23 protein-coding genes are annotated in these 21981 nt (G+C 59.9%); 17 read left to right on the forward strand and 6 right to left on the reverse strand.

Annotated features, from left to right (window positions below):
• Nucleotides 1-64: 64 nt before the first annotated feature.
• From PseuLF5_RS15500 to PseuLF5_RS15510, 3 genes are all read right to left on the reverse strand, one after another.
• Nucleotides 65-328 carry a hypothetical protein gene (locus PseuLF5_RS15500; RefSeq protein WP_123466748.1) on the reverse strand — a complete coding sequence of 88 codons (264 nt, stop codon included), beginning with the start codon at nucleotides 326-328 and terminating at the stop codon, nucleotides 65-67.
• A 44-nt stretch (nucleotides 329-372) separates the two neighbouring features.
• Entirely contained in the window at nucleotides 373-717 is a 345-nt protein-coding gene (locus PseuLF5_RS15505) for a hypothetical protein (protein ID WP_128614936.1), read from the reverse strand.
• A 97-nt stretch (nucleotides 718-814) separates the two neighbouring features.
• Complete coding sequence (locus tag PseuLF5_RS15510) at nucleotides 815-1468, reverse strand: HD domain-containing protein (protein ID WP_340133939.1); 654 nt, start codon at nucleotides 1466-1468, stop codon at nucleotides 815-817.
• 227 nt (nucleotides 1469-1695) lie between these two features.
• Between PseuLF5_RS15510 and PseuLF5_RS15515 the strand changes: the two genes are divergently transcribed.
• From PseuLF5_RS15515 to PseuLF5_RS15540, 6 genes are all read left to right on the forward strand, one after another.
• Complete coding sequence (locus PseuLF5_RS15515) at nucleotides 1696-2175, forward strand: GNAT family N-acetyltransferase (RefSeq protein ID WP_123466742.1); 480 nt, start codon at nucleotides 1696-1698, stop codon at nucleotides 2173-2175.
• Nucleotides 2176-2478: 303 nt separating this feature from the next.
• Nucleotides 2479-3468, forward strand: coding sequence for a 2-dehydro-3-deoxygalactonokinase (locus tag PseuLF5_RS15520; RefSeq protein WP_340133941.1), 990 nt, complete (start codon nucleotides 2479-2481; stop codon nucleotides 3466-3468).
• A 19-nt stretch (nucleotides 3469-3487) separates the two neighbouring features.
• Nucleotides 3488-4108, forward strand: a complete 621-nt coding sequence (locus tag PseuLF5_RS15525) for a 2-dehydro-3-deoxy-6-phosphogalactonate aldolase (protein ID WP_123466738.1) — start codon at nucleotides 3488-3490, stop codon at nucleotides 4106-4108.
• 47 nt (nucleotides 4109-4155) lie between these two features.
• Nucleotides 4156-5304, forward strand: coding sequence for a galactonate dehydratase (gene dgoD / locus PseuLF5_RS15530; protein WP_016770960.1), 1149 nt, complete (start codon nucleotides 4156-4158; stop codon nucleotides 5302-5304).
• Nucleotides 5305-5474: 170 nt separating this feature from the next.
• A complete protein-coding gene (locus tag PseuLF5_RS15535) occupies nucleotides 5475-6785 on the forward strand; it encodes an MFS transporter (protein ID WP_186744911.1) in 1311 nt (436 codons plus the stop codon).
• A gap of 60 nt (nucleotides 6786-6845) precedes the next feature.
• Nucleotides 6846-7649 carry an IclR family transcriptional regulator gene (locus tag PseuLF5_RS15540; protein ID WP_123466734.1) on the forward strand — a complete coding sequence of 268 codons (804 nt, stop codon included), beginning with the start codon at nucleotides 6846-6848 and terminating at the stop codon, nucleotides 7647-7649.
• Between the two features lie 4 nt (nucleotides 7650-7653).
• Here the strand turns inward: PseuLF5_RS15540 and PseuLF5_RS15545 are convergent, their stop codons facing one another.
• Nucleotides 7654-8706 (reverse strand): NAD(P)-dependent alcohol dehydrogenase, encoded by a 1053-nt coding sequence (locus PseuLF5_RS15545; protein ID WP_123466732.1) that lies wholly within the window; start codon nucleotides 8704-8706, stop codon nucleotides 7654-7656.
• Between the two features lie 190 nt (nucleotides 8707-8896).
• Here PseuLF5_RS15545 and PseuLF5_RS15550 point away from each other — a divergent pair, with 190 nt between their 5' ends.
• Nucleotides 8897-9787 carry an AraC family transcriptional regulator gene (locus PseuLF5_RS15550; RefSeq protein WP_123467312.1) on the forward strand — a complete coding sequence of 297 codons (891 nt, stop codon included), beginning with the start codon at nucleotides 8897-8899 and terminating at the stop codon, nucleotides 9785-9787.
• A 93-nt stretch (nucleotides 9788-9880) separates the two neighbouring features.
• Here PseuLF5_RS15550 and PseuLF5_RS15555 read toward each other — a convergent pair whose 3' ends face one another.
• Nucleotides 9881-11545 carry an electron transfer flavoprotein-ubiquinone oxidoreductase gene (locus tag PseuLF5_RS15555; RefSeq protein ID WP_186744905.1) on the reverse strand — a complete coding sequence of 555 codons (1665 nt, stop codon included), beginning with the start codon at nucleotides 11543-11545 and terminating at the stop codon, nucleotides 9881-9883.
• Between the two features lie 551 nt (nucleotides 11546-12096).
• On the opposite strand from PseuLF5_RS15555, the gene PseuLF5_RS15560 reads away from it, so the two are divergent.
• From PseuLF5_RS15560 to PseuLF5_RS15605, 10 genes are all read left to right on the forward strand, one after another.
• Nucleotides 12097-12846, forward strand: a complete 750-nt coding sequence (locus tag PseuLF5_RS15560) for an electron transfer flavoprotein subunit beta/FixA family protein (protein WP_003226982.1) — start codon at nucleotides 12097-12099, stop codon at nucleotides 12844-12846.
• On the forward strand, nucleotides 12847-13776 hold the full coding sequence (locus PseuLF5_RS15565; RefSeq protein ID WP_340133944.1) for an electron transfer flavoprotein subunit alpha/FixB family protein: 930 nt from the start codon (nucleotides 12847-12849) through the stop codon (nucleotides 13774-13776). It abuts the gene before it with no gap.
• Nucleotides 13777-13855: 79 nt separating this feature from the next.
• On the forward strand, nucleotides 13856-14677 hold the full coding sequence (locus tag PseuLF5_RS15570) for a substrate-binding periplasmic protein (protein WP_222832311.1): 822 nt from the start codon (nucleotides 13856-13858) through the stop codon (nucleotides 14675-14677).
• A 9-nt stretch (nucleotides 14678-14686) separates the two neighbouring features.
• Nucleotides 14687-15043, forward strand: coding sequence for a DUF4398 domain-containing protein (locus tag PseuLF5_RS15575; RefSeq protein ID WP_123466724.1), 357 nt, complete (start codon nucleotides 14687-14689; stop codon nucleotides 15041-15043).
• Nucleotides 15040-15852: an OmpA family protein gene (locus tag PseuLF5_RS15580; protein WP_340133947.1), complete on the forward strand. Its 813-nt coding sequence runs from the start codon at nucleotides 15040-15042 to the stop codon at nucleotides 15850-15852. Before PseuLF5_RS15575 ends, PseuLF5_RS15580 begins: the two co-directional genes overlap by 4 nt.
• 202 nt (nucleotides 15853-16054) lie before the next feature.
• Entirely contained in the window at nucleotides 16055-17494 is a 1440-nt protein-coding gene (locus tag PseuLF5_RS15585; RefSeq protein ID WP_123466720.1) for an aminotransferase-like domain-containing protein, read from the forward strand.
• A 78-nt stretch (nucleotides 17495-17572) separates the two neighbouring features.
• On the forward strand, nucleotides 17573-18052 hold the full coding sequence (locus tag PseuLF5_RS15590) for a translation initiation factor 2 (protein ID WP_123466718.1): 480 nt from the start codon (nucleotides 17573-17575) through the stop codon (nucleotides 18050-18052).
• Between the two features lie 166 nt (nucleotides 18053-18218).
• A complete protein-coding gene (locus PseuLF5_RS15595; protein WP_340133948.1) occupies nucleotides 18219-18473 on the forward strand; it encodes a YkgJ family cysteine cluster protein in 255 nt (84 codons plus the stop codon).
• A gap of 41 nt (nucleotides 18474-18514) precedes the next feature.
• The gene (locus PseuLF5_RS15600; RefSeq protein ID WP_123466714.1) at nucleotides 18515-19120 is read left to right on the forward strand and encodes an START domain-containing protein; all 606 of its coding nucleotides are present in this window, start codon (nucleotides 18515-18517) and stop codon (nucleotides 19118-19120) included.
• A 314-nt stretch (nucleotides 19121-19434) separates the two neighbouring features.
• Nucleotides 19435-21528, forward strand: coding sequence for an LTA synthase family protein (locus PseuLF5_RS15605; protein WP_340133949.1), 2094 nt, complete (start codon nucleotides 19435-19437; stop codon nucleotides 21526-21528).
• 56 nt (nucleotides 21529-21584) lie between these two features.
• On the opposite strand, the gene PseuLF5_RS15610 is transcribed toward PseuLF5_RS15605, so the two are convergent.
• A complete protein-coding gene (locus PseuLF5_RS15610; RefSeq protein ID WP_169432680.1) occupies nucleotides 21585-21743 on the reverse strand; it encodes a DUF3309 family protein in 159 nt (52 codons plus the stop codon).
• Nucleotides 21744-21981 lie beyond the last annotated feature (238 nt).

Consider the following 21981-nt stretch of genomic DNA (forward strand, 5'->3'; position numbering starts at 1 on the left):
GTTGATCCGGAAATCAAAAGATCGCAGCGTGCAGCAGCACCGGCATGATCACGCGTTCACACAATCACCGCGCCGGGTCGTCGAGCTTTCGCGCCGCTTCAACCCCGGCCGCACTGAGCTTGATCGGCAGGTTCAACGAGTGTTCGCCGGCCTCGTTGCAGGTCACATGACCATGGTGGATCAATCCGCGATCCTGCAGGGCGGCGAGGGCGCTGGCGACGACTTTTTCGCCGCGATAATTGTCCAGCACCTCCTTGCCCAGACCACTGGGGTGAGCGTGCAGCAGGCGGGTGAGGACTTCTTTTTCCAGGTTTTTATCGACGTTCATGGTTACCTCTTCATGGATGTGAACAGGACGCTCGCGTCGGCGAACTACTGACTGCCGCCTTCGGAGCCCGAACCACCGGTGGTGGTTTTCGAGCCGATGCCGTGGCCGGCGTTATCGGGTGTAGCGGGGGAGTCAGGGGTGTTCATGCCACCCTGGCGGCCGGGATCGCTGCCTTGGGTGCGTGGGTCGGTGCCGGTGGCCGGTGGCTGGTTGATCAACGGAACACCGGAACCATCGGTGTTCATGCCGGGGGCACTGTTGATAACGGGGGCTCGCGGAGCCGGAGTCGGATCGGTGGGGCCGGTGCCCGCTGCGGTGGTAGAAGCGGCAAAAACCGCGGGACTCAGCAGGGCGGCGAAAACGAGGGCAGTCAACCTTGACGGGATCATAGGGCGTCTCCAGTGATTGAAATCCTTACCTGTCGTTGGTCTGCCCTCTTGTCCGATTGGTGCCTGATTAACGACGAACGGTCGAGTCGCAGGACGATCAGCCGATGCCGATTTCCTCCTTGAACTGCTCCATGAAACCCTTCAGGCGTTGATGGCGGATCTGCGCCAGACCTTGACCGGCAGCGGTCTGGAAGCCCTCGGCCAGGTGCAGCAGTTTGGTCTGGAAGTGGTCGAGGCAAAAGCGCATGTCGTCGTAGTCGCGCTCTTTTGCTTCGGGATCATGTGGGTCATACAGCGCAGAACCCATGCGCCCGGCGACGTAGAACGTGCGAGCAACGCCGAGCATGCCCAATGAGTCGAGCCGGTCGGCGTCCTGGACGATTTTTGCCTCAAGCGTGAGCGGGCTGATGCTGGCGGAAAAGCTGTGGGCTTCGATGGCGTGGGCGACGCTGCTGATCTTGCTTTCGGGCCAGTCCAGCCCGGCCAGCACATTGGCGGCTTTCTTTGCGGCAAGACGCGAAGCCTGTGAGCGCAGCGGCGAGTTCTTTTCCACGGACACGCAATCGTGCAGCAGCACGGCGGCGAGCAACACTTCCAGGTCTCCACCTTCCTCGGCCTGCAAGGTGCGCACGTTGTGCCAGACCCGTTGCAGGTGGGAGAGGTCATGGGCGCCGTCTTCGGAGGGTTCGAGGGCGTGGGGCAGCAATTCGCGGGCGAGGGAGATCAGAGGGGCAAAAGCGTTGGCGGACATAAGTGTTCTTTCAGTTGAGTTGAGCTTCTGTGGCGAGGGAGCTTGTCGAATCGTCGCGCCGTTCCGCGCGACTGCGCAGCAGTCGCAAAACCTGGAAAACAAGCCCTGTCTGATAGATCACATTGGATGGAATTGGGGCCGCGCGCAACCCAGCGGGAGCAAGCTGCCTCGCCACAAAAGCCATGCAGCTTTAGTATGGCGCTTTCCATTTCCGACAAGGCCCGTCCATGACGATCGAAATCCGCCCGGCGACCCCCAGCGATGCTCCGCAAATCCTCGCCTTCATCACCGAACTGGCAGATTTCGAAAAGGCCCGCCACGAAGTGATCGCCAGCGTCACCGACATCGAGCGCAGCCTGTTCAGCGAAGGCGCCACCGCCCACGGTCTGATCTGCCTGCGCGACGGCTTGCCGATCGGTTTCGCGGTGTTCTTCTTCAGCTATTCGACCTGGCTGGGCAGCAACTGCCTGTACCTCGAAGACCTCTACATCACCCCGGAGCAACGCGGCGGCGGTGCCGGCAAAACCCTGTTGCGGCACTTGGCGAAAATCGCCTGCGACAACGACTGCGGCCGTTTCGAGTGGAGCGTGCTGGAGTGGAACACCCCGGCCATCGACTTTTACAAATCCCTCGGCGCGCAGCCGCAGGAAGAATGGGTGCGCTATCGCATGGACGGCAAAGTGTTGCGCGAGTTCGCCGAGGGCTGAACAACAATGTTGGCGACCCCGTGCTGATTTGAAGCTGCGTAAAGTTGTCGTTTGTAAGTTCAGGACTGCCGCTTATTCCTACGGCCCTTATTACTCAGAGTCGATGGATGTTCCTGCCAGCGCTTTTATCCAGGCGATACAGCATAAGCAGGCATTCTGATGGCAGGGATGGCTGAACCTGTTCGAGGTAGGGTGAGGCGAATTAATCCCAAAATATGGGATGCAAAATTACATATTGAGATTTACCGTCTGAGAGGTCTATAGTCCGTCGCACTCACTGCCAAAAACAAAACAGGTGAAGCGATGCAGGCGCAATTGATCGCGCTCGATTGGGGGACGACCTCATTACGTGCTTACAAACTCGCGGCGGGTGGTGTGGTGCTGGAGCAGCGTGCGCTGGCATCCGGGATCATGCAGTTGCCCGCGACTGCGCGAGTCATCAACGGTCGCGAATGCACTGACGGTTTTGAACTGGCCTTTGATGACGCGTGCGGCGACTGGCTCGACGCGCAGCCGGATCTGCCGGTGATCGCCTGCGGCATGGTCGGCAGCGCCCAAGGCTGGCGCGAAGCGGCCTACTGCGAAACACCGGCGAACGTCGCCCATCTCGGAAATTCCCTACAAACACTGGTCAGTCTGCGCGGCACGCGGGTGCACATCGTGCCGGGCGTGATTCAGCGTTCACACCTGCCCAACGTGATGCGCGGCGAAGAAACCCAGGTCCTCGGCGTGCTGCAGAATCTGCCGGCCGAGGCGAGCGGCGATCTGTTGATCGGTCTGCCGGGCAGCCATTCCAAATGGGTGGAGGTGGTCGATGGCTGCATCACTCATTTCGATACCTTCATGACCGGCGAAGTGTTCGCCGTGCTCAGCGAACACAGCATCCTTGGCCGTACCCAACAGCACAGCGCGGCTTTCGATGGCCCGGCGTTCGACCGTGGCGTGCAGGTGGCGCTGTCGGTGGACGGCGAGCTGGGCGTTCTATCGACGCTATTCAGTGCCCGCACCCTGGGGCTGACCGGCGAACTCGGCGCCAGTGCGCAACCTGATTATTTGTCCGGCCTGTTGATCGGTCATGAACTGGCGGCACTCGCCACGGTTCAGCGCCGCCGCCGCAACAGCGCGCAGCTTCCTTCGATCATCCTCATCGGCAATGCGCAACTCTGCGCGCGTTACAGCCGTGCCCTCGACGCCTGCGGTTTCGCCGCGGTGACGCTGGCCGAGCAGGCCACCGAGCGTGGTTTGTGGCAACTGGCGCTGGCCGCCGGACTGCTCGATTCCTCATCCCGTTAACCCTGACTGGAGGCCTGACATGCTCAAGCAAGCATTGGCGCAAAACGGTCTGATCGCGATCCTGCGTGGCCTGCATCCGCAGGAAGCCGCTGCGGTCGGAGAAGTCCTGTATGCAGCTGGATTTCGCGTCATCGAAGTACCGCTCAATTCCCCTTCGCCGTACGAAAGTATCCGCATCCTGCGCAAGACCTTGCCCGCCGATTGCCTGATCGGTGCCGGCACGGTGTTGACCCCGGAACAGGTCGAGTTGGTGAAAGAAGCCGGCGGGCAAGTGATCGTCATGCCGCACAGCGACGCCAAGGTCTTGCGCGCGGCGAAAGCGGCGGGGCTGTTTCTGTCGCCAGGTGTGGCCACACCGACCGAAGCATTCGCGGCGCTGGCGGAGGGAGCAGACATTCTCAAGCTGTTCCCCGCCGAGCAGATGGGCCCGGCGGTCGTCAAAGCCTGGCTGGCGGTGTTGCCATCCGGGACGGTTCTGGCGCCGGTTGGCGGTATCACGCCGGACAACATGCAGGCGTTCACCGACGCCGGCGTGAAAGGTTTCGGCCTCGGTTCCGGGCTGTTCAAACCGGGCATGACGCCGCAGCAAGTGGCGGTGAACGCCGAGGCCTACGTGGCCGCGTGGAAGGCGCTTGGTTAAGACTTTTTGGCGCTGCGTGCGCTGCATCTAACAAGAGAGACAAACAGATGAAAATCACCAAACTCACCACCTTCATCGTCCCGCCGCGCTGGTGCTTCCTCAAGGTCGAAACCGATGAAGGCGTGACCGGTTGGGGTGAACCCGTGGTTGAAGGTCGGGCGCACACCGTGGCCGCTGCCGTCGAAGAATTGTCCGACTACCTGATCGGCAAAGACCCACGCAATATCGAGGACATCTGGACGGTGCTGTATCGCGGCGGCTTCTACCGTGGCGGCGCGATTCACATGAGTGCGCTGGCTGGTATCGATCAGGCGCTGTGGGACATCAAGGGCAAGGCCCTCGGCGTATCGGTCAGTGACCTGCTCGGTGGGCAGGTGCGCGACAAAATTCGCGTGTACTCGTGGATCGGTGGCGACCGTCCGGCCGACACCGCGCGCGCGGCGAAAGAGGCGGTGAGCCGTGGTTTCACCGCGGTGAAAATGAACGGCACCGAAGAACTGCAATTCCTCGATACCTTCGAAAAAGTCGATCTGGCGCTGGCCAACGTCGCTGCCGTGCGTGATGCGGTCGGGCCGAACGTTGGCATCGGTGTCGACTTCCATGGCCGCGTGCACAAACCGATGGCCAAGGTGCTGATGAAGGAACTCGATCCGTACAAGCTGATGTTCATCGAAGAGCCGGTGCTCAGCGAAAACTACGAAGCATTGAAGGAGCTGGCGCCATTGACCAGCACGCCGATCGCTCTCGGCGAGCGGCTGTTCTCGCGCTGGGACTTTAAACGGGTGTTGAGTGAAGGCTACGTCGACATCATCCAGCCGGATGCCTCCCACGCGGGCGGCATCACCGAGACCCGCAAGATCGCCAACATGGCCGAAGCCTACGACGTGGCGTTGGCGCTGCATTGCCCGTTGGGACCGATTGCGCTGGCCGCGTGTTTGCAATTGGACGCGGCTTGTTACAACGCGTTTATCCAAGAGCAGAGCCTGGGCATCCATTACAACGAGAGCAACGATTTGCTCGACTACGTGAAAGACCCACGGGTGTTCGACTACGACCAGGGTTTCGTGAAGATTCCGAACGGGCCGGGACTGGGTATCGAGATCAACGAGGAATACGTGATCGAACGCGCCGCCGTCGGCCACCGCTGGCGTAACCCGATCTGGCGCCATGCCGATGGCAGTTTTGCCGAGTGGTGATTTGTCTCTGACACACCACCCCCCCTGTGGGAGCGAGCTTGCTCGCGAATGCGGCAGGTCAGTCAGATTGATGCAGGATGTGCCGCCGTCTTCGCGAGCAAGCTCGCTCCCACAGGGTGCAGTGCAGGCCACAGGCCGACCTCAAATAATCATAAGAAGAGGCACCCCCCATGCCACCGCAAACCCTCACCGGGCAGGCGTCTTTAGTCACGCCCAGCCGCAAGCGGTTTTTCATCATGGTGCTGCTGTTCATCACCGTGGTCATCAACTACCTCGATCGCAGCAACCTGTCGATTGCCGCGCCCGCGCTGACCAGCGAACTGGGCATTGATCCGGTTCACGTCGGGCTGATTTTCTCGGCGTTCGGCTGGACCTACGCCGCGATGCAAATCCCCGGCGGCTGGCTGGTCGATCGCGTGCCGCCGCGCATTCTTTATAGCGTCGCGTTGCTGCTGTGGTCGCTGGCCACGGTGATGCTCGGCTTTGCAGCCAGCTTCATTGCGCTGTTCGTGCTGCGCATGGCGGTCGGCGCGCTGGAAGCGCCGGCTTATCCGATCAACAGCCGTGTGGTGACGACCTGGTTTCCTGAGCGCGAGCGGGCCACGGCGATTGGTTTTTACACGTCGGGGCAGTTTGTCGGGCTGGCGTTTCTGACCCCGGTACTGGCCTGGCTGCAACATGAGTTCGGCTGGCACATGGTGTTCGTCGCCACCGGTGCGGCGGGGATTGTCTGGGCGGCGATCTGGTACGCGGTGTATCGCGAGCCGCGAGACTTCAAAGGCGTCAACCAAGGCGAAATCGACCTGATTCGTGAGGGCGGTGGGCTGGTCGATATTCAGCAGGAGACGGCCAAGGTCAAAGCCAGGTTCAGCTGGACTGATCTGGGTATCGTCCTGACCAAGCGCAAGTTGTGGGGCATCTACCTCGGCCAGTTCTGCCTGAACTCGACGCTGTGGTTCTTCCTCACGTGGTTCCCGACCTATCTGGTGAAATATCGCGGCATGGACTTCATCAAGTCCGGCCTGCTGGCGTCGCTGCCATTTCTGGCTGCTTTCGTCGGTGTGCTGTGCTCGGGGTTCTTTTCCGACTTGTTGATTCGGCGTGGCTGCAGCGTCGGATTTGCGCGCAAGTTGCCGATCATTGGCGGGCTGCTGATTTCTACCTCGATCATCGGCGCCAATTTCGTTGAATCGACACCGCTGGTGATTGCCTTCCTGGCGCTGGCGTTTTTCGGCAACGGGCTGGCGTCGATCACCTGGTCGCTGGTTTCGACCCTCGCTCCGGCACGTTTGCTCGGTTTGACCGGCGGGGTGTTCAACTTCATCGGCAACCTGTCGGCAATTGCCACGCCGATTGTCATCGGTTTCCTCGCCAGCGGTGATTCGTTCGCCCCGGCAATCACCTACATCGCGGTTCTGGCGCTGATCGGTGCGTTGTCCTATGTGCTGCTGGTGGGCAAGGTCGAACGTATCGAGTTGTAGTGCTCCGCCTCGGGCGACCATAATGCCGCCCGTTCCCTCGCTCAACGGTAAAGGCTGGATATGCAGGAAGACGCCCCGGAAAAAACCAAGGACGCCGCACCCACCGGCACTCAGACACTGCTTCGCGGCCTGGGTGTGGTGCAGGCGGTGGCCAGTGGCGCCCGCGATCTGAAAGAGATTGCCCGGCTGATCGGTACCACGCGCAGCACCACCCATCGCTTGGCCAGTTGTCTGGTGGATGAGCGCTACCTGCGCGTGGTCCCGCAAATGGGTTATCTGCTGGGGCCGAAGCTGATCGAGCTGGGGTTTCAGGCACGCGAAGAGTTGCCGCTGGTGAGTCTGGCCGGACCGTATCTGGATGAGTTGTCGGCGCTGACCGGCGACACCGTGCATCTGGGTATTCGTGAAGGCGACGAGGTGCTGTACCTGCTGAAGAATCCGGGGCGCAATGGCCCGGAAATGCGTTCGCGGGTCGGCCATCGCATGCCGCTGGCGCGAACCGGGATCGGCAAGGCGTTGATGCTCGATGACTCGCCGCAAGACTGGCAGCGCCTGTACGACATCAGCCTGCCGGCGGGTGGGAAAAGTCAGTTCTGGCCGCAACATCCCCAGCAATCGTGGGAACAGCTTGAGCAGCGCATGACCGATTACGTGGCCGGCGGCTACGCTTTCGATCTGGAGGACAACGAACCGTCGATCCGCTGCGTGGCGGCGCCGATTCGTGATGCGAGCAAGCGCATTGTGGCGGCGATCAGCATCGCCAGCACCGTGCCGTACATGCCGCTGGAAAAAATGGCCGAGCTGATCCCCCTGATCAAAGGGGTCACAGCCCGGCTGTCGGCGGAGCTTGGCTTGAAGGTGTGAGGCCTTAAACCTTGAGCGTCGCCATGTCGATCACGAAGCGGTATTTCACGTCGCCGGCGATCATCCGCGCGTAAGCCTCGTTGATCTGGCGGATGTCGAGCATTTCGATGTCGCAGGTGATGTTGTGCTCGGCGCAGAAATCCAGCACTTCCTGGGTTTCGGCGATGCCGCCGATCAACGAACCGGCCAGCACGCGACGGCCCAGCACCAGGTTGGCGGCATGCACCGGCGGGTCGATCGGCTCGATCAGTCCCACCAGAATATGCACGCCATCAAAACGCAGGGTTTGCAGGTACGGGTTGAGGTCGTGCTGCACCGGAATGGTGTCCAGCAGGAAGTCGAACTGGCCTGCGGCGGCAGCCATCTGTTCGGCATCGGTGGAGACGATCACATGATCGGCACCCTGACGACGACCTTCTTCGGCCTTGCTCGCCGAACGGGTGAACAACGTCACTTCCGCGCCCAGGGCCTTGGCGAATTTGATGCCCATGTGGCCAAGGCCGCCCATGCCGAGAATCCCGACCTTGTCACCGGCCTTCACGCCGTAGTGCTTGAGCGGCGAGTAGGTGGTGATGCCGGCGCAGAGGATCGGCGCGGCGCTGGCCAGGTCGAGTTTTTCCGGGATGCGTACCACGAAGTGCTCGCTGACGACGATGCTGTCCGAATAGCCGCCCATGGTGTTGCTGCCGTCGACCCGGTCCGGGGTGGCGTAAGTCATGGTCGGGCCTTCGAGGCAGTATTGCTCGAGGTTCTGCTGGCAGGCGGCGCAGGTGCGGCAGGAGTCGACCATGCAGCCAACGCCGACCAGATCTCCGACTTTATGTTGGGTGACGTTCGCACCGATGGCAGTGACTTTCCCGACGATCTCGTGGCCGGGCATCAGTGGATACACAGCGATGCCCCATTCGTTGCGGGCCTGGTGGATGTCGGAGTGGCAGACGCCGCAATACAGGATCTCGATCGCCACGTCGTCAGCGCGAGGGCTGCGGCGTTCGAATTTCATCGGGGCGAGGGGAGTGGTGGCCGATTGAGCGGCATAACCGATAGCGGTGTACATGAATAACCTCGCAGAAGCAGTGACAGGTGAGGTGGCGCATTCTGGGCGTCGTCTGTCGCGGCGGCCATGACGATTCCTCCGGGTCTCATGCCTAATCCTCCGGCATGCAGGTTTCGGCGAACGCATGTGCAAAAGGATCTGCGATGATGCTTGCATGCCTTTTTCCGTGACTTTTTTGAAGACCTCTCCGATGCAGTTGACCCGCCATCTTGATGCCAATGCCACGCTGGTTTCGCTGATCGAGCCGCTGGCGCTTGGCGACGGTTACAGCCAGACCGGGCTGCCGGGCGTGCAGGTCTTGCGCGCCAGTTGCGACGTGGCGCGTGGCCCGCATATTTATGAGCCGAGCCTGATGATCATCGCCCAGGGCAGCAAGCTGGCGTTCCTCGGCCCGCGCACCATGGAATATGGCGCCGGGCACTATCTGATTCAGGCGCTGCCGGTGCCGTTCGAGTGCGAAACCTTTGCCTTGCCCGATGCGCCGTTGCTGGGCGTGTCGGTGGCCATCGACCGGGTGCTGCTCGGCGAGTTGGTGCTGGCCATGGGGCTGGCGCCGGGGCGGCACATTCCGGCACAGACGCCGGAGTCGATGACCTCGGTGGTGCTCGATGATGACATGCGCGGCTGTGTCGAGCGCTTGCTGCGCTGCCTGCACGATCCGCTGGAGCGCCAGATTCTCGGACCGGCGCGGGTGCGCGAATTGTTGTTCACCGCACTGCGCGGGCCGCAGGCCGATGTGTTGCGTGCACTGGTGGAGCAGCAAGGACAATTTGCCCGGGTCGCTGCGTCGATCAGTCACCTGCATGCGCATTACACCGAACCGTTGAATGTCGAGACCCTGGCCAGTTGCGCGAACATGAGTGTTTCGTCCTTTCACGAGCACTTCAAACGCAGCACGTTGCTGTCGCCGGTGCAGTACCTGAAGCGCTTGCGATTGCTCAAGGCGCAGACGTTGCTGGTGGCGGAAGGGCTGGGCGTGGCGCAGGTGGCGCATCGGGTGGGGTATCAGAGCACGTCGCAGTTCAGTCGCGAGTACAAACGTTACTTCGAGCGCAGCCCTGGCGACGAACGCGTGGCCTGAGTCTGCGCGGATCCCTTGTAGGAGTGTTGAAACAGAAATCATGGGCAACAAAAAGGCCCCCATCTCGGGAGCCTCGTTGTTCAGCGGTACGACTTACATGTTCGGGTAAGTCGGGCCACCAGCGCCTTCCGGCGTGACCCAGGTGATGTTCTGCGAAGGGTCCTTGATGTCACAGGTCTTGCAGTGCACGCAGTTCTGGGCGTTGATCTGGAAACGCTTCTCGCCGTCTTCCTTGGTGATCACTTCATACACGCCGGCCGGGCAGTAGCGCTGCGCCGGTTCGTCGTACAGCGGCAGGTTCTTGCTGATCGGGATGCTCGGATCGGTCAGCTTCAGGTGGCACGGCTGTTCTTCTTCGTGGTTGGTACCGGAGATGAACACCGAGCTCAGTTTGTCGAAGCTGAGTTTGCCGTCCGGCTTCGGATAGTCGATCTTCTTGCAGTCGGCGGCCAGCTTCAGGCATGCGTAGTCCGGCTTGGTGTCGTGCAGGGTGAACGGCAGTTTGCCGCCGAAGATGTTCTGGTCCAGCCAGTTGAAACCACCGCCGACAATGGCACCGAATTTGTGGATCGCCGGCCCGAAGTTACGGCTGGCGAACAGTTCGTCGTACAGCCAGCTCTTCTTGAACGCGTCGACGTAGGTGGTCAGCTCTTCGGTGCCATCTTTCTCGGCGAACAGGGCGTCAGCCACCGACTCAGCGGCGAGCATGCCAGACTTCATCGCGGTGTGGCTGCCCTTGATCTTGGCGAAGTTCAAGGTGCCGAGGTCGCAACCGATCAGCGCACCGCCCTTGAAGACCATTTTCGGCAGCGAGTTCAGGCCACCTTTGCAGATCGCGCGGGCGCCGTAGCTGACGCGCTTGCCGCCTTCCAGATACTGAGCCAGCACCGGGTGATGCTTGAGGCGCTGGAACTCGTCGAACGGCGACAGGTAGGTGTTGCTGTAGGACAGGTCAACAATCAGTCCGACCACCACCTGATTGTTTTCCAGGTGATAGAGGAACGAGCCGCCGGTGTTTTCGGTGCCCATGATGTCCAGCGGCCAGCCGGCAGTGTGGACCACCAGGCCTGGCTGATGTTTGGCCGGGTCGATTTCCCAGATTTCTTTCAGGCCGATGCCGTAGTGCTGGGCGTCGGCATCGCTGTCGAGGTTGAAGCGCTTGATCAGTTGCTTGCCGATGTGGCCACGGCAGCCTTCGGCGAACAGCGTGTACTTGCCACGCAGTTCCATGCCAGGGGTGTACAGGCCTTCTTTCGGGTTGCCTTCGCGGTCGACGCCCAGATCACCGGTGATGATCCCGCGAACCACGCCTTGCTCGTCGATCAGTGCTTCCTGAGCGGCGAAGCCCGGGTAGATTTCCACGCCCAGGTTCTCGGCCTGCTGGGCCAGCCAGCGGCACAGGTTGCCCAGGGAAATAATGTAGTTGCCTTCGTTGTGCATGGTCTTGGGCACAAAGAAGTCAGGAATTTTCTGCGCGCTGTCGGCGTTTTTCAGGACGAAAATATCGTCGCGGGTAACCGGAGTGTTCAGCGGGGCGCCGAGTGCTTTCCAGTCCGGGAACAGTTCATTCAGAGCGCGTGGTTCGAACACGGCACCGGACAGGATGTGTGCGCCGACTTCGGAGCCTTTTTCGACCACGCAGACGCTGATTTCCTTACCGGCTTCGGCGGCCTTCTGCTTCAGACGGCAGGCGGCGGACAGGCCAGCGGGGCCGGCACCGACGATGACCACGTCGAATTCCATGTATTCGCGTTCCACAGGCTATCTCCTACTCAAGGCTCAACAGTTTTTTTTCTAATTTGGAGGTTCGGTGACGCATCCGTTATTGCCTTTACGTTAACGTCAAGGGTAATAATGGGCAAACCACCTTTCTCTCTAGGCGGCGCATTATATCTACACCACTCTCAGCGTCCAATACAAACGTTTGTTTGAATCGGCTCCAGCCCAGAGAAATCAAAGAAGCACGGCTTATGAATGGTCATTTTGCTGTATTGACCGGAATAGGCGTTCCGGTCAAGATACGGGCGGTTTTGCGCTCGTCGTAGGCAGACTGGCGGTTTCAAGAGCACCTCTAAAGACAGGGCACAGGCCGTAGAAGGTGATGCGCAGTGCAGGTCCGGCGCGCAGTTTACATGGCGTGAAGAGCAATGACTGGTCGGTCACCACTGACGAACGGTCAGCGCTGTTCATAACGTGAAATCACCCCGCACCCACGTCGGCGTTTTTAGAGGTGCCCTTTAGCCTGATGAGCATCAACCGCCAGGTTCGCCTAGGCGACTTTCTTTTCACCGGAGAGTAACGAGGAATCCATGAAGGTTCTTGTAGCTGTCAAACGCGTTGTGGATTACAACGTCAAGGTTCGCGTCAAGGCGGACAATTCCGGCGTCGATCTCGCCAACGTCAAGATGTCGATGAACCCGTTCTGCGAAATCGCAGTGGAAGAAGCCGTACGCCTGAAAGAGAAAGGCGTTGCGACTGAAATCGTCGTCGTCTCCATCGGCCCGTCCACCGCTCAGGAACAGCTGCGTACCGCACTGGCTCTGGGTGCCGACCGCGCCATCCTCGTCGAATCGGCTGAAGACCTGACTTCGCTGGCCGTGGCCAAGCTGCTCAAGGCTGTGGTCGACAAGGAACAGCCGCAGTTGGTGATCCTTGGCAAGCAAGCGATCGACAGCGACAACAACCAGACCGGCCAGATGCTCGCGGCACTGAGCGGCTACGGTCAGGGTACTTTCGCCTCGAAAGTCGAAGTCTCCGGCGACAGCGTTGCCGTGACTCGCGAAATCGACGGCGGCGCGCAGACCGTTTCCCTGAAACTGCCAGCGATCGTCACCACCGACCTGCGTTTGAACGAGCCGCGCTACGCGTCCCTGCCAAACATCATGAAAGCCAAGAAGAAGCCTCTCGAAGTGCTGACTCCGGACGCTTTGGGCGTTTCCACCGCCTCTACCAACAAGACCCTGAAAGTCGAAGCGCCGGCTGCACGCAGCGCAGGTATCAAGGTCAAGTCGGTGGCTGAACTGGTCGAGAAACTGAAAAACGAAGCGAAGGTAATCTAAATGACTATCTTGGTTATTGCTGAACACGACAACAAAGTGCTGGCCCCGGCCACCCTGAACACCGTGGCTGCTGCTGCCAAAATCGGCGGCGATGTCCACGTTCTGGTTGCAGGTCAAGGCGCTGGCGCCGTGGCTGAAGCCGCTGCGAAAATCGCGGGCGTGAGCAAAGTCCTGAACGCTGACAATGCCGCTTACGCGCATCAGCTGCCGGAAAACGTTGCGCCGCTGGTTGCCGAACTGGGCAAGAGCTACAGCCACATCCTGGCTGCCGCTACTTCCAACGGCAAAAACATCCTGCCACGCGTTGCCGCGCAGCTGGACGTTGACCAGATCTCCGAGATCATCTCGGTAGAAAGCGCTGACACCTTCAAGCGTCCGATCTACGCCGGTAACGCCATCGCTACCGTACAGTCGACCGCCGCGATCAAAGTGATCACCGTGCGTGCCACCGGTTTCGACCCGGTTGCCGCTGAAGGTGGTTCGGCTGCTGTTGAAGCCGTTACTGCTGCGCACAACGCCGGCACTTCCAGCTTCGTCAACGAAGAGCTGGCCAAGTCCGATCGTCCGGAACTGACCGCTGCCAAGATCGTCGTTTCCGGCGGCCGCGGCATGCAGAACGGCGACAACTTCAAACACCTGTACGCCCTGGCCGACAAGCTGGGCGCAGCGGTGGGTGCTTCGCGCGCTGCGGTCGATGCAGGTTTCGTCCCGAACGACATGCAGGTCGGTCAGACCGGCAAGATCGTTGCGCCACAGCTGTACATCGCCGTCGGTATTTCCGGCGCGATCCAGCACCTGGCTGGTATGAAAGACTCCAAAGTGATCGTTGCGATCAACAAGGACGAAGAAGCACCGATCTTCCAGGTGGCCGATTACGGCCTGGTGGCGGATCTGTTCGAAGCCGTTCCTGAGCTGGAGAAGCTGGTCTAATCCGGCGGCTTCACTTATAAAGAGCCCGACCTTTTGGTCGGGCTTTTTTTTGTCTCGCATTTGAGTGGAGCGTGTTGCCATGGATCTGCGCCGCAGGTTGTTATTGGGATTGATCCTCTTGCCGGGAATGGCGGCGGCCGCCGGCAAGTGTGAGCGCCTCGTCGTCACCGGCAGCCCGGACGCGCCGCCGTATCTGTGGCAGGACCCGCAGAATCCCAAACAACTGATGGGTGCCAGCGCCGACTTGTTACAGCAGATCGCCAAGGATCTGGGTATCAAAGTCGAGTTGCTCTACGCCGGTAAACGCTCGCAAGCCCTTGATGAAGTGCGCAGCGGGCGCATGGACATGCTCGCCGACGCGCCGCTGACCCTCAATGAGCTGGAAAACCTCGACTACATCCATCCGCCGTTGCTGGAAAACGATTATCTGGTGTGGACCCGCAAAGGCTCGACGCTGGTTTACAGCGAGGCCAAAGACCTGCACGGCCACACGGGCGCGTTGTCGGAAAAGTCTCGCATGACCCAGGCATTTGGCACTTTCGCCGAGCAGAATCTGACCCTGACCCGGACAGCCAACCTCACCCAGGCTTTTCAGAAACTTCTGCTGGGCGAGGTGGAATATGTCCTCGCTGGCCGCTACTCGGGCATGGCCGCCGCGCAGGCGCTGGGGATGGCCAATGACTTGTTGGCCTTCGAACAACCGATCGACCGGCCGGGCCTGTTCCTCGCGGTTTCCCATAACTCGGCCTGCAACGATCCGTGGTTGCGCGGACAGTTGGCCAAAAAGATGACAGAATTGCCCGCGTCCGGACTGACGGAAGCCGCGCTGCAACGCAATATCGAGCGCTGGAAGGCGCAGCAGCAACAGCCGCAACAAGCCGTCAGCGCCCCAAAACAGTAGGGATTCTTAGTGAGTATTCGACCTCTTTTCGCGGCTGTGGCCGTTCTGGCCCTGGCCGGTTGCGCAACCGATCCGGCACCCATTGAACAAATGCGTTTGACCGAGCAGGCCATCACCCAGGCCAAGGCCGTTGGCGCCACCGCTGATGAAGTGCCTGAAATGAAACTGGCCGAAACCAAATACGACCGCGCCAAAGGCAACATGGCCGATGAGTCTTACCGCAACGCACGCATGCGGTCCGAGCAGGCTGAACTCGATGCGCGTCTGGCGGAAGCCAAAGTGCTGACGCAAAAGAGCGAAGAGCAGGTGAACGTGCTCAATACCCGCATCATCCGTCTGCGCAAACAACTGGGGGACGCCCAATGAGCCGCAAGTCCAACGTGCTCGGCGGTCTGATCCTCGCCGGTTGCGCCAGTCTGTACGGCTGCGCCGGCCAACACAGTGAATCCGCTTTGCAAGAAGCCAGCGCCGACTTCCAGAAGGTCAAGGAAGATTCCAACGTTTTGCGTATCGCGCCGAAAGACGTGATCCGCGCCGGTGAGTCGCTGGCCCGTGCCGATCGCCTGTCGACCTATTGGGGCAGCGGTTCGGACGTGGTGCATTACGCCTACCTGAGCCAGCGTTACAGCGAAATCGCCCGCGAGCACACCAATCAGGTGCTCAACGAGGAGCGCGCGGCCAAGCTCGAACTGGAACGTCAGCGCCTGCAACTGGCCTTGCGTGAGTCGAAGTTGCTCAGCGTGCAGCAGCAAGGCAAGTGGCTTGAAGAGCAGATCGTTGCGCTGGCCACCACCCAGACCGACCGTGGTCTGGTGATGACCCTCGGCGATGTGCTGTTCGATACCGGTGAAGCAGAGCTGAAGAATTCGGCCAACCGTGTCGTGCTGAAGATCGTCCAGTTCCTGCAACTGAATCCCAAACGCGTGGTGCGCATCGAGGGTTACACCGACAGCACCGGCGGCAAGCAGGAAAACCTCAAGCTGTCCCGCGATCGCGCGCAAGCGGTGGCCGACGTGCTGATGGACCTGGGCATCGACGACAAACGCATTCAGGTCGAAGGCTACGGCGACGAATACCCGGTGGACGCCAACGCTTCCGAGCGCGGGCGGGCACAGAACCGTCGCGTGGAAATTGTCTTCTCCGATGAAAAAGGCCAGCTCGGCGCCGCCCGCTGAGGGTTGCGTCTCTGGAAAGCCCGGCCTGTCATGCAGTGCCGGGCTTTTTTATGTGTGTCGAATGGCTCGCAAATCCGTACAGTCGGGGGCAGACACCGCACTGTATGGTCGAGTAATGTGGCAACTGTCCCAGTACACTTCTAAACTGTTCCGGTATTGTTTCACACAAGAATAAAATGCCCGTGAAATCGAGTGCTGCGTCATGACCAATCTCTTGCTCTACCAACGTATTGCTCAGCAACTGGCCGAAGACATCCGTCGTGGCGTCTATCAACCGGGAGAACGCGTGCCGTCGGTGCGCAAGATGAGTTCGCAGCTCAACGTCAGCCATGCCACGGTTTTGCAGGCTTACGCCAACCTCGAAGATCAGGGGCTGATTCGGGCGCGCCCGCAATCCGGTTATTACGTCCACCAGACGCCCGCCCTGACCGCGCCGACGCCCGACATTGCCCGGGTCGAGCGGCCGGGATTGGTCACCCGCAGCAGCATCATTCAGCAGGTTCTGGTCGAGTCACGCCGTGAAGGCGTCTTCCCGCTCGGCGCTGCGGTGCCAAGCGTCGATTATCTGCCGGTGCGCGCACTGCATCAGCAACTGGCCAAGGTCACGCGTTTCCATAGCCCGCGGGCGTTCAGCTACATGTTCAGCCCCGGCTTCGAACCGCTGCGCCGGCAGGTGGCGATCCGCATGCGCGACGCTGGCGTGGTCATCGACCCGTCGGAAGTGGTGATCACTCACGGCTGCGTCGATGCCTTGCAGATGTCGTTGCGGGTGCTGACCCGTCCGGGCGATCTGATCGCCGCCGAATCGCCGACCTATTACGGGCTGTTGCAACTGGCCGATCTGCTCGGTCTGAAAGTCATCGAAATCCCCAGCGATCCCGCTACCGGCATGAGCCTCGAAGCATTGCAACTGGCCGCCAACCAGTGGTCGATCAAGGCCCTGGTGCTGACCACGCGCCTGAGCAATCCACTGGGCGGGACCATGCCGGAGGAGCGCCAGAAACAGCTATTACGTCTGGCGTCGGACTTCGACATCCAGATCGTCGAAGACGACATCTATGGCGAGTTGATGTTTGAACAGGGGCGCACCAAGGCACTTAAGGCCTATGACCGTCTTGACCGGGTGATCTACTGCTCGAGTTTCTCCAAGACCTTGTCGCCGGGGGTGCGCATCGGCTGGATGATTGCCGGCAAGTATCAGCAGGAAATCCAGCGTCTGCAGACCTTCAGCACCCATTCGGCCTGCAGCGTGACGCAGATGGCGATCGCCGCTTATCTGGAAAACGGTGGTTATGACCGGCATTTACGGTACATCCGCCAGGAATACCGGAAAAACCTCAGCGCCTTCCAGCTGGCAGTGCAGCAGTACTTCCCCGAAGGCACGCAAATGACCCGGCCCACGGGCGGTTTCATCTTGTGGGTAAGCTTGCCGGGCAGGGTCAACACCCAGGAATTGCATGTCCGCGCCTTGCAGCAGGGCATCAGCATTGCACCGGGGCTGATCTTCAGTAATACCGAGCAATTCAACCACTGTATCCGCCTCAATTGCGGCATTCCGTGGAACCGCGAGGCGGAGCGGGCGTTGATGACGCTCGGCCTGCTGGCGACTCAGCTGTGTCAGGAAACGGCGGGCGGATTTTAAGCCAGCAGTGGCTCGTGCTTGTCTTGTAGCGTTCAACAAGCGAGCATATGGCCCTCTGCCGTTAGTGTTGTAGGGTCCATGAAAGCGATTTTTTCTGCCGCCGGAGTCATCTTGGGTTTGCTACTGATCAGTCATGCGCCGAGTGCCTTGGCGGCAGCCGTTCAAGAAAAGCCGGCAACGGCTACCGCAGAAAAAAAGCCTGCAACGAGCGCAAAAGCGGCCCCGGACAAAAAATCGCAGCAGAAGAAAGCCGCCCCGGTGAAGAAGCGCCCGCCGATTGCGTCGAAATCAAAGTCGGCCAAAGAACTGGTGAACACTCCGCTGCCGCCCGCCAGGCTCGACCTGAGTCTGCCCAAGGAGATGGTTCAGGAGCTGAAACCGCCCGGCACCGTGGTGCTGCCGAAGCACGATCAGATCCTGCCGCAGTTTTTTGGCGAGAAAAACAATGGATTCCAGCTCAACGGCCGCTTGCTCAGCAACGAAATGCAGTTGCAACTGCGCAACGAAGACCGCCGGGAAATCGAAGGCGCGGCGCTGGATTTCGAATTCAAGCAGTAATTCCTGCTCACCTGTGACCCGCAGACCAGACGCTTTGTCGGAGACTGGTCAGTCACATTCACTTATCGGTAAAAACCCCGGATCAGGGAATTTTAAACAGCCGTTTTAGCGGTTACTCTGTTCCGCGTCTCTTTAGCACATTACCCGTCGTGAGGATTTGTCCGTCATGAAATGCCGTGAAGGCTGTGGCGCTTGCTGCATTGCCCCTTCCATCAGTTCGGCGATTCCCGGCATGCCTGATGGCAAACCTGCCGGCGAACGTTGCGTGCAACTCTCGGTCGAAAACCTGTGCAGCATTTTCGGCCAGCCGGAGCGTCCCGCTGTCTGTTCCGGTTTTGCCGCCGATATCGAAGTCTGTGGCAGCAACTCGGAAGAGGCGATCAGGTTGATCGGCTGGTGGGAGCAAATGACGGCGGCGTGATGTGTCAAACGAACGGAACTTCAACAATAAGGAATAAGACTATGGGTTCGCTGCATCGTATCGCTGTGTTGTGTGGTTTGACTGCCGTGCTGGCTACTTCGGCGGTTCAGGCTGAAGACTGGAAGGTCGCCAAGAACGAAGACGGCATCAAGGTTTCCCTGAGCGAAGTGCCGGGGTCGGACTACAAGTCCTATCAGGGCGTGGTCTTGATGAAGACCACCATCGCCAAACTGCGCGCACTGCAGGAAGACGTTTCCGGCGCCTGTGCCTGGATTCACGAATGCAAGACCCAGAAACTGCTCAAGCACGAAGGCGATCAGAGCTGGACCTACACCCAGTTCAACACGCCATGGCCAGTCACTCCGCGCGATTCGGTGCTGCACATCACCACCGTCGAAGGCGCCGATGGCAGCCTGACCCGCAACCTTGAAGGCGTGCCGAAGTACGTGCCGGAAGAGAAAGGCTTCGTGCGCGTTGCCCAGGTCAAGGGTTTCTGGAAGTTCGTGCCCAAGGGCGATCAGGTCGAAGTGACCTATCAAGTCCATACTGAGCCGGGTGGCAGTGTGCCGGCGATGGTGGCCAACAAGTTTGTCGTCGATGCGCCGTTCAACACGCTTAAAGCGTTGAAAGAACGCGCCGAGAAGTAATCGCCGCCGGTTGAGCAAAACGCCCCGATCAATCGGGGCGTTTTTGTTTTGTCGCTATATTGTGTTTCCAGATATGCGTTGAACGAAATTTTCACAACGTGTTCAAGACAATTCGCCCGCGCCGTTGGCACGCGGCCGCGCTGCCGTGGCATTAAATGAAAGTGTCCGGCACCGAGGCAGTAATCAATGGTAATGGTGCGGGTGATCGTGCAACATTTGCGCACCGCGCAAGCCCCGGGGTCTGGAATGGCCAATAGAGGGCATGGCGCCGCTGTATTTTTGCAACTTTAACTTCCAATGGGTCCTAAAACGACATGGCAAACCCGGACGCCCTGAATCAGCAGCGATCTTCTGCTCGCCTGCTGCAACCGACCGTCAAATCGCATCTGGCCTACACGCTGCTTTGTGCACTGGTCATGATGGTGATGTTTTCCGTGCTGCGCCTCGCGCTGCTGGTCTACAACCGCGAGATGATCCTCGACACCCCGGCTTCGACCTTCATTGAAGCGTTCGCCAACGGCCTGCGTTTCGACCTGCGCCTGGTGGTGTACATTTGCATTCCGCTGGTGCTGGCGCTGTTCAGTGCCCGCGCCATGGCCGTGCGTGGTTTCTTCCGTCTGTGGCTGACGATCGCTTCGAGCATCGCGCTGTTCCTCGGCCTGATGGAGATGGATTTCTATCGCGAATTCCACCAGCGCCTCAACGGCCTGGTCTTCCAGTACGTGAAAGAAGACCCGAAAACCGTTATGAGCATGCTCTGGTACGGTTTCCCGGTGGTCCGTTACCTGCTGGCGTGGGCGATCGGCACCGTCATCCTGACCCTGGCGTTCAAAGGCGCCGACCGTGCGACCCGTCCACGCGGCCCCTTCAGTGGCGGCAACGTCGGCACCCGTCAGGTGGCGCCGTGGTACACCCGCCTGGCGGTGTTCGTGGTCTGCCTGCTGATCTGCGTCACCGCTGCTCGTGGCACCCTGCGTCAGGGCCCGCCGCTGCGCTGGGGTGACGTGTACACCACCGAGTCGAACTTCGCCAACCAACTGGGTCTCAACGGTACGCTGTCGCTGATCGCTGCCGCCAAGGACCGCATGGGCGAAGATCGCAACAACATCTGGAAAGCCACCCTGCCACAGGAAAAGGCGCAGAAAGTCGTGCGCGACATGTTGCTGATGCCTGACGACAAACTGGTCGATGCCGACATCGCCGCCGTGCGCCGTGAATACACGCCGCCCGCCGACAAGACCTTGCCGATCAAGAACGTCGTTGTGATCCTGATGGAAAGCATGGCCGGTCACTCGGTGGGTGCTTTGGGCGCGCCGGGCAACATCACCCCGTACCTCGACAAACTGTCGAAGGAAGGCCTGCTGTTCGACCGCTTCTTCTCCAACGGCACGCACACCCACCAGGGCATGTTCGCGACCATGGCATGTTTCCCGAACCTGCCGGGTTTCGAATACCTGATGCAGACCCCGGAAGGCAGCCACAAGCTCTCCGGCCTGCCGCAACTGCTCAGCGCGCGCAAGTATGACGACGTCTACGTCTACAACGGTGACTTCGCCTGGGACAACCAGTCGGGCTTCTTCAGCAACCAGGGCATGACCAACTTCGTGGGTCGTAACGACTTCGTCAACCCGGTGTTCTCCGACCCGACCTGGGGCGTGTCCGACCAGGACATGTTCGACCGCGGTCTGATCGAACTGAAGGCGCGGGAAAACGGCAAGCCGTTCTATGCGCTGCTGCAAACCCTGTCCAACCACACGCCATACGCTTTGCCGACACCCTTGCCGGTCGAGCCCGTGACCGATCGTGGCAGCCTCAACGAGCACTTGACCGCCATGCGTTATGCCGACTGGGCGTTGGGTCAGTTCTTCGAGAAGGCGCGTAAAGAGCCGTACTTCAAGGAAACCCTGTTTGTCATCGTCGGCGACCACGGTTTCGGCAACGAGCGTCAGATCACCGAAATGGACCTGGGCCGCTTCAACGTACCGATGCTGATGATTGCGCCGGGCATCCAGGAAAAGTTCGGTACCCGTGACCACACCGTGGGCACGCAAATCGACATCGTGCCGACCATCATGGGCCGTCTGGGTGGCGAAGTACTTCATCAGTGCTGGGGCCGTGACCTGCTCAACCTGCCGGAAGGCGACACCGGCTTCGGTGTGATCAAGCCGTCGGGCAGCGAGCAGACCACTGCCATCGTCACCGCTGACCAGATTCTCGTGCTGCCAAAGGATAAAGAAATGGCACCGAAGATCTGGCAGTACCAGTTGGGCGCCAATCCGCATGCCGAGGTCGTGCAGGATGCACCGCGTACCGCTGAATTGAAACTCAAGCTCGAATCGTTCCTGCAAACGGCGACCAAGAGCCTGATGGACAATACCGCCGGCGTGATTAACGGCAAGCCGGACTGATAAAAAACGCTGCATAAAAAAGAGGCCCCTGAGGGCCTCTTTTTTTGTCCTGCGTTTTATATCCTGCCGAGTAACAGCAAGACCAGCAGCACTACCAATACCACGCCAATAATGCCCGACGGGCCATAACCCCAACTTCTGGAGTGCGGGAAGACCGGCAGACCACCGATCAGCAACAGGATCAGGATAATGATAAGAATTGTGCCCATGTCGATTTTCCTTGTTGATAGTATTCGAGAAGTCTTGATGTTCAGGGGCGGCTGGTAATTAACTAAATCCAGACGGCTTACAAATTCCGACTGTTGTGCATGAAAAAAAATTCAATGTTTTTTTAATGTATTTGGATCGCTCCCTTATTTCCTTTGAAACAAAAAAATCGCGGCCTGGTTCCTCTCGGCCGCGCCTGCACGAATCTTGTAGGCGCTGCCGAAGGCTGCGATCTTTTGATCCTGT

The sequence above is a fragment of the Pseudomonas sp. LF-5 genome (genome assembly GCF_037626295.1).
GTDB classification, from domain to species: domain Bacteria; phylum Pseudomonadota; class Gammaproteobacteria; order Pseudomonadales; family Pseudomonadaceae; genus Aquipseudomonas; species Aquipseudomonas monsensis.

Bases quoted from the DNA above. Each gene is read 5' to 3' on its own strand.
- PseuLF5_RS15500 (WP_123466748.1), bottom strand. From the start codon at position 328: ATGAACGTCGATAAAAACCTGGAAAAAGAAGTCCTCACCCGCCTGCTG.
- PseuLF5_RS15580 (WP_340133947.1), top strand. From the start codon at position 15,040: ATGAGCCGCAAGTCCAACGTGCTCGGCGGTCTGATCCTCGCCGGTTGC.
- dgoD (WP_016770960.1), top strand. From the start codon at position 4,156: ATGAAAATCACCAAACTCACCACCTTCATCGTCCCGCCGCGCTGGTGC.
- PseuLF5_RS15585 (WP_123466720.1), top strand. From the start codon at position 16,055: ATGACCAATCTCTTGCTCTACCAACGTATTGCTCAGCAACTGGCCGAA.
- PseuLF5_RS15525 (WP_123466738.1), top strand. From the start codon at position 3,488: ATGCTCAAGCAAGCATTGGCGCAAAACGGTCTGATCGCGATCCTGCGT.
- PseuLF5_RS15595 (WP_340133948.1), top strand. From the start codon at position 18,219: ATGAAATGCCGTGAAGGCTGTGGCGCTTGCTGCATTGCCCCTTCCATC.
- PseuLF5_RS15515 (WP_123466742.1), top strand. From the start codon at position 1,696: ATGACGATCGAAATCCGCCCGGCGACCCCCAGCGATGCTCCGCAAATC.
- PseuLF5_RS15545 (WP_123466732.1), bottom strand. From the start codon at position 8,706: ATGTACACCGCTATCGGTTATGCCGCTCAATCGGCCACCACTCCCCTC.
- PseuLF5_RS15570 (WP_222832311.1), top strand. From the start codon at position 13,856: ATGGATCTGCGCCGCAGGTTGTTATTGGGATTGATCCTCTTGCCGGGA.
- PseuLF5_RS15605 (WP_340133949.1), top strand. From the start codon at position 19,435: ATGGCAAACCCGGACGCCCTGAATCAGCAGCGATCTTCTGCTCGCCTG.
- PseuLF5_RS15565 (WP_340133944.1), top strand. From the start codon at position 12,847: ATGACTATCTTGGTTATTGCTGAACACGACAACAAAGTGCTGGCCCCG.
- PseuLF5_RS15550 (WP_123467312.1), top strand. From the start codon at position 8,897: ATGCAGTTGACCCGCCATCTTGATGCCAATGCCACGCTGGTTTCGCTG.
- PseuLF5_RS15590 (WP_123466718.1), top strand. From the start codon at position 17,573: ATGAAAGCGATTTTTTCTGCCGCCGGAGTCATCTTGGGTTTGCTACTG.
- PseuLF5_RS15505 (WP_128614936.1), bottom strand. From the start codon at position 717: ATGATCCCGTCAAGGTTGACTGCCCTCGTTTTCGCCGCCCTGCTGAGT.
- PseuLF5_RS15520 (WP_340133941.1), top strand. From the start codon at position 2,479: ATGCAGGCGCAATTGATCGCGCTCGATTGGGGGACGACCTCATTACGT.
- PseuLF5_RS15510 (WP_340133939.1), bottom strand. From the start codon at position 1,468: ATGTCCGCCAACGCTTTTGCCCCTCTGATCTCCCTCGCCCGCGAATTG.
- PseuLF5_RS15540 (WP_123466734.1), top strand. From the start codon at position 6,846: ATGCAGGAAGACGCCCCGGAAAAAACCAAGGACGCCGCACCCACCGGC.
- PseuLF5_RS15600 (WP_123466714.1), top strand. From the start codon at position 18,515: ATGGGTTCGCTGCATCGTATCGCTGTGTTGTGTGGTTTGACTGCCGTG.
- PseuLF5_RS15560 (WP_003226982.1), top strand. From the start codon at position 12,097: ATGAAGGTTCTTGTAGCTGTCAAACGCGTTGTGGATTACAACGTCAAG.
- PseuLF5_RS15535 (WP_186744911.1), top strand. From the start codon at position 5,475: ATGCCACCGCAAACCCTCACCGGGCAGGCGTCTTTAGTCACGCCCAGC.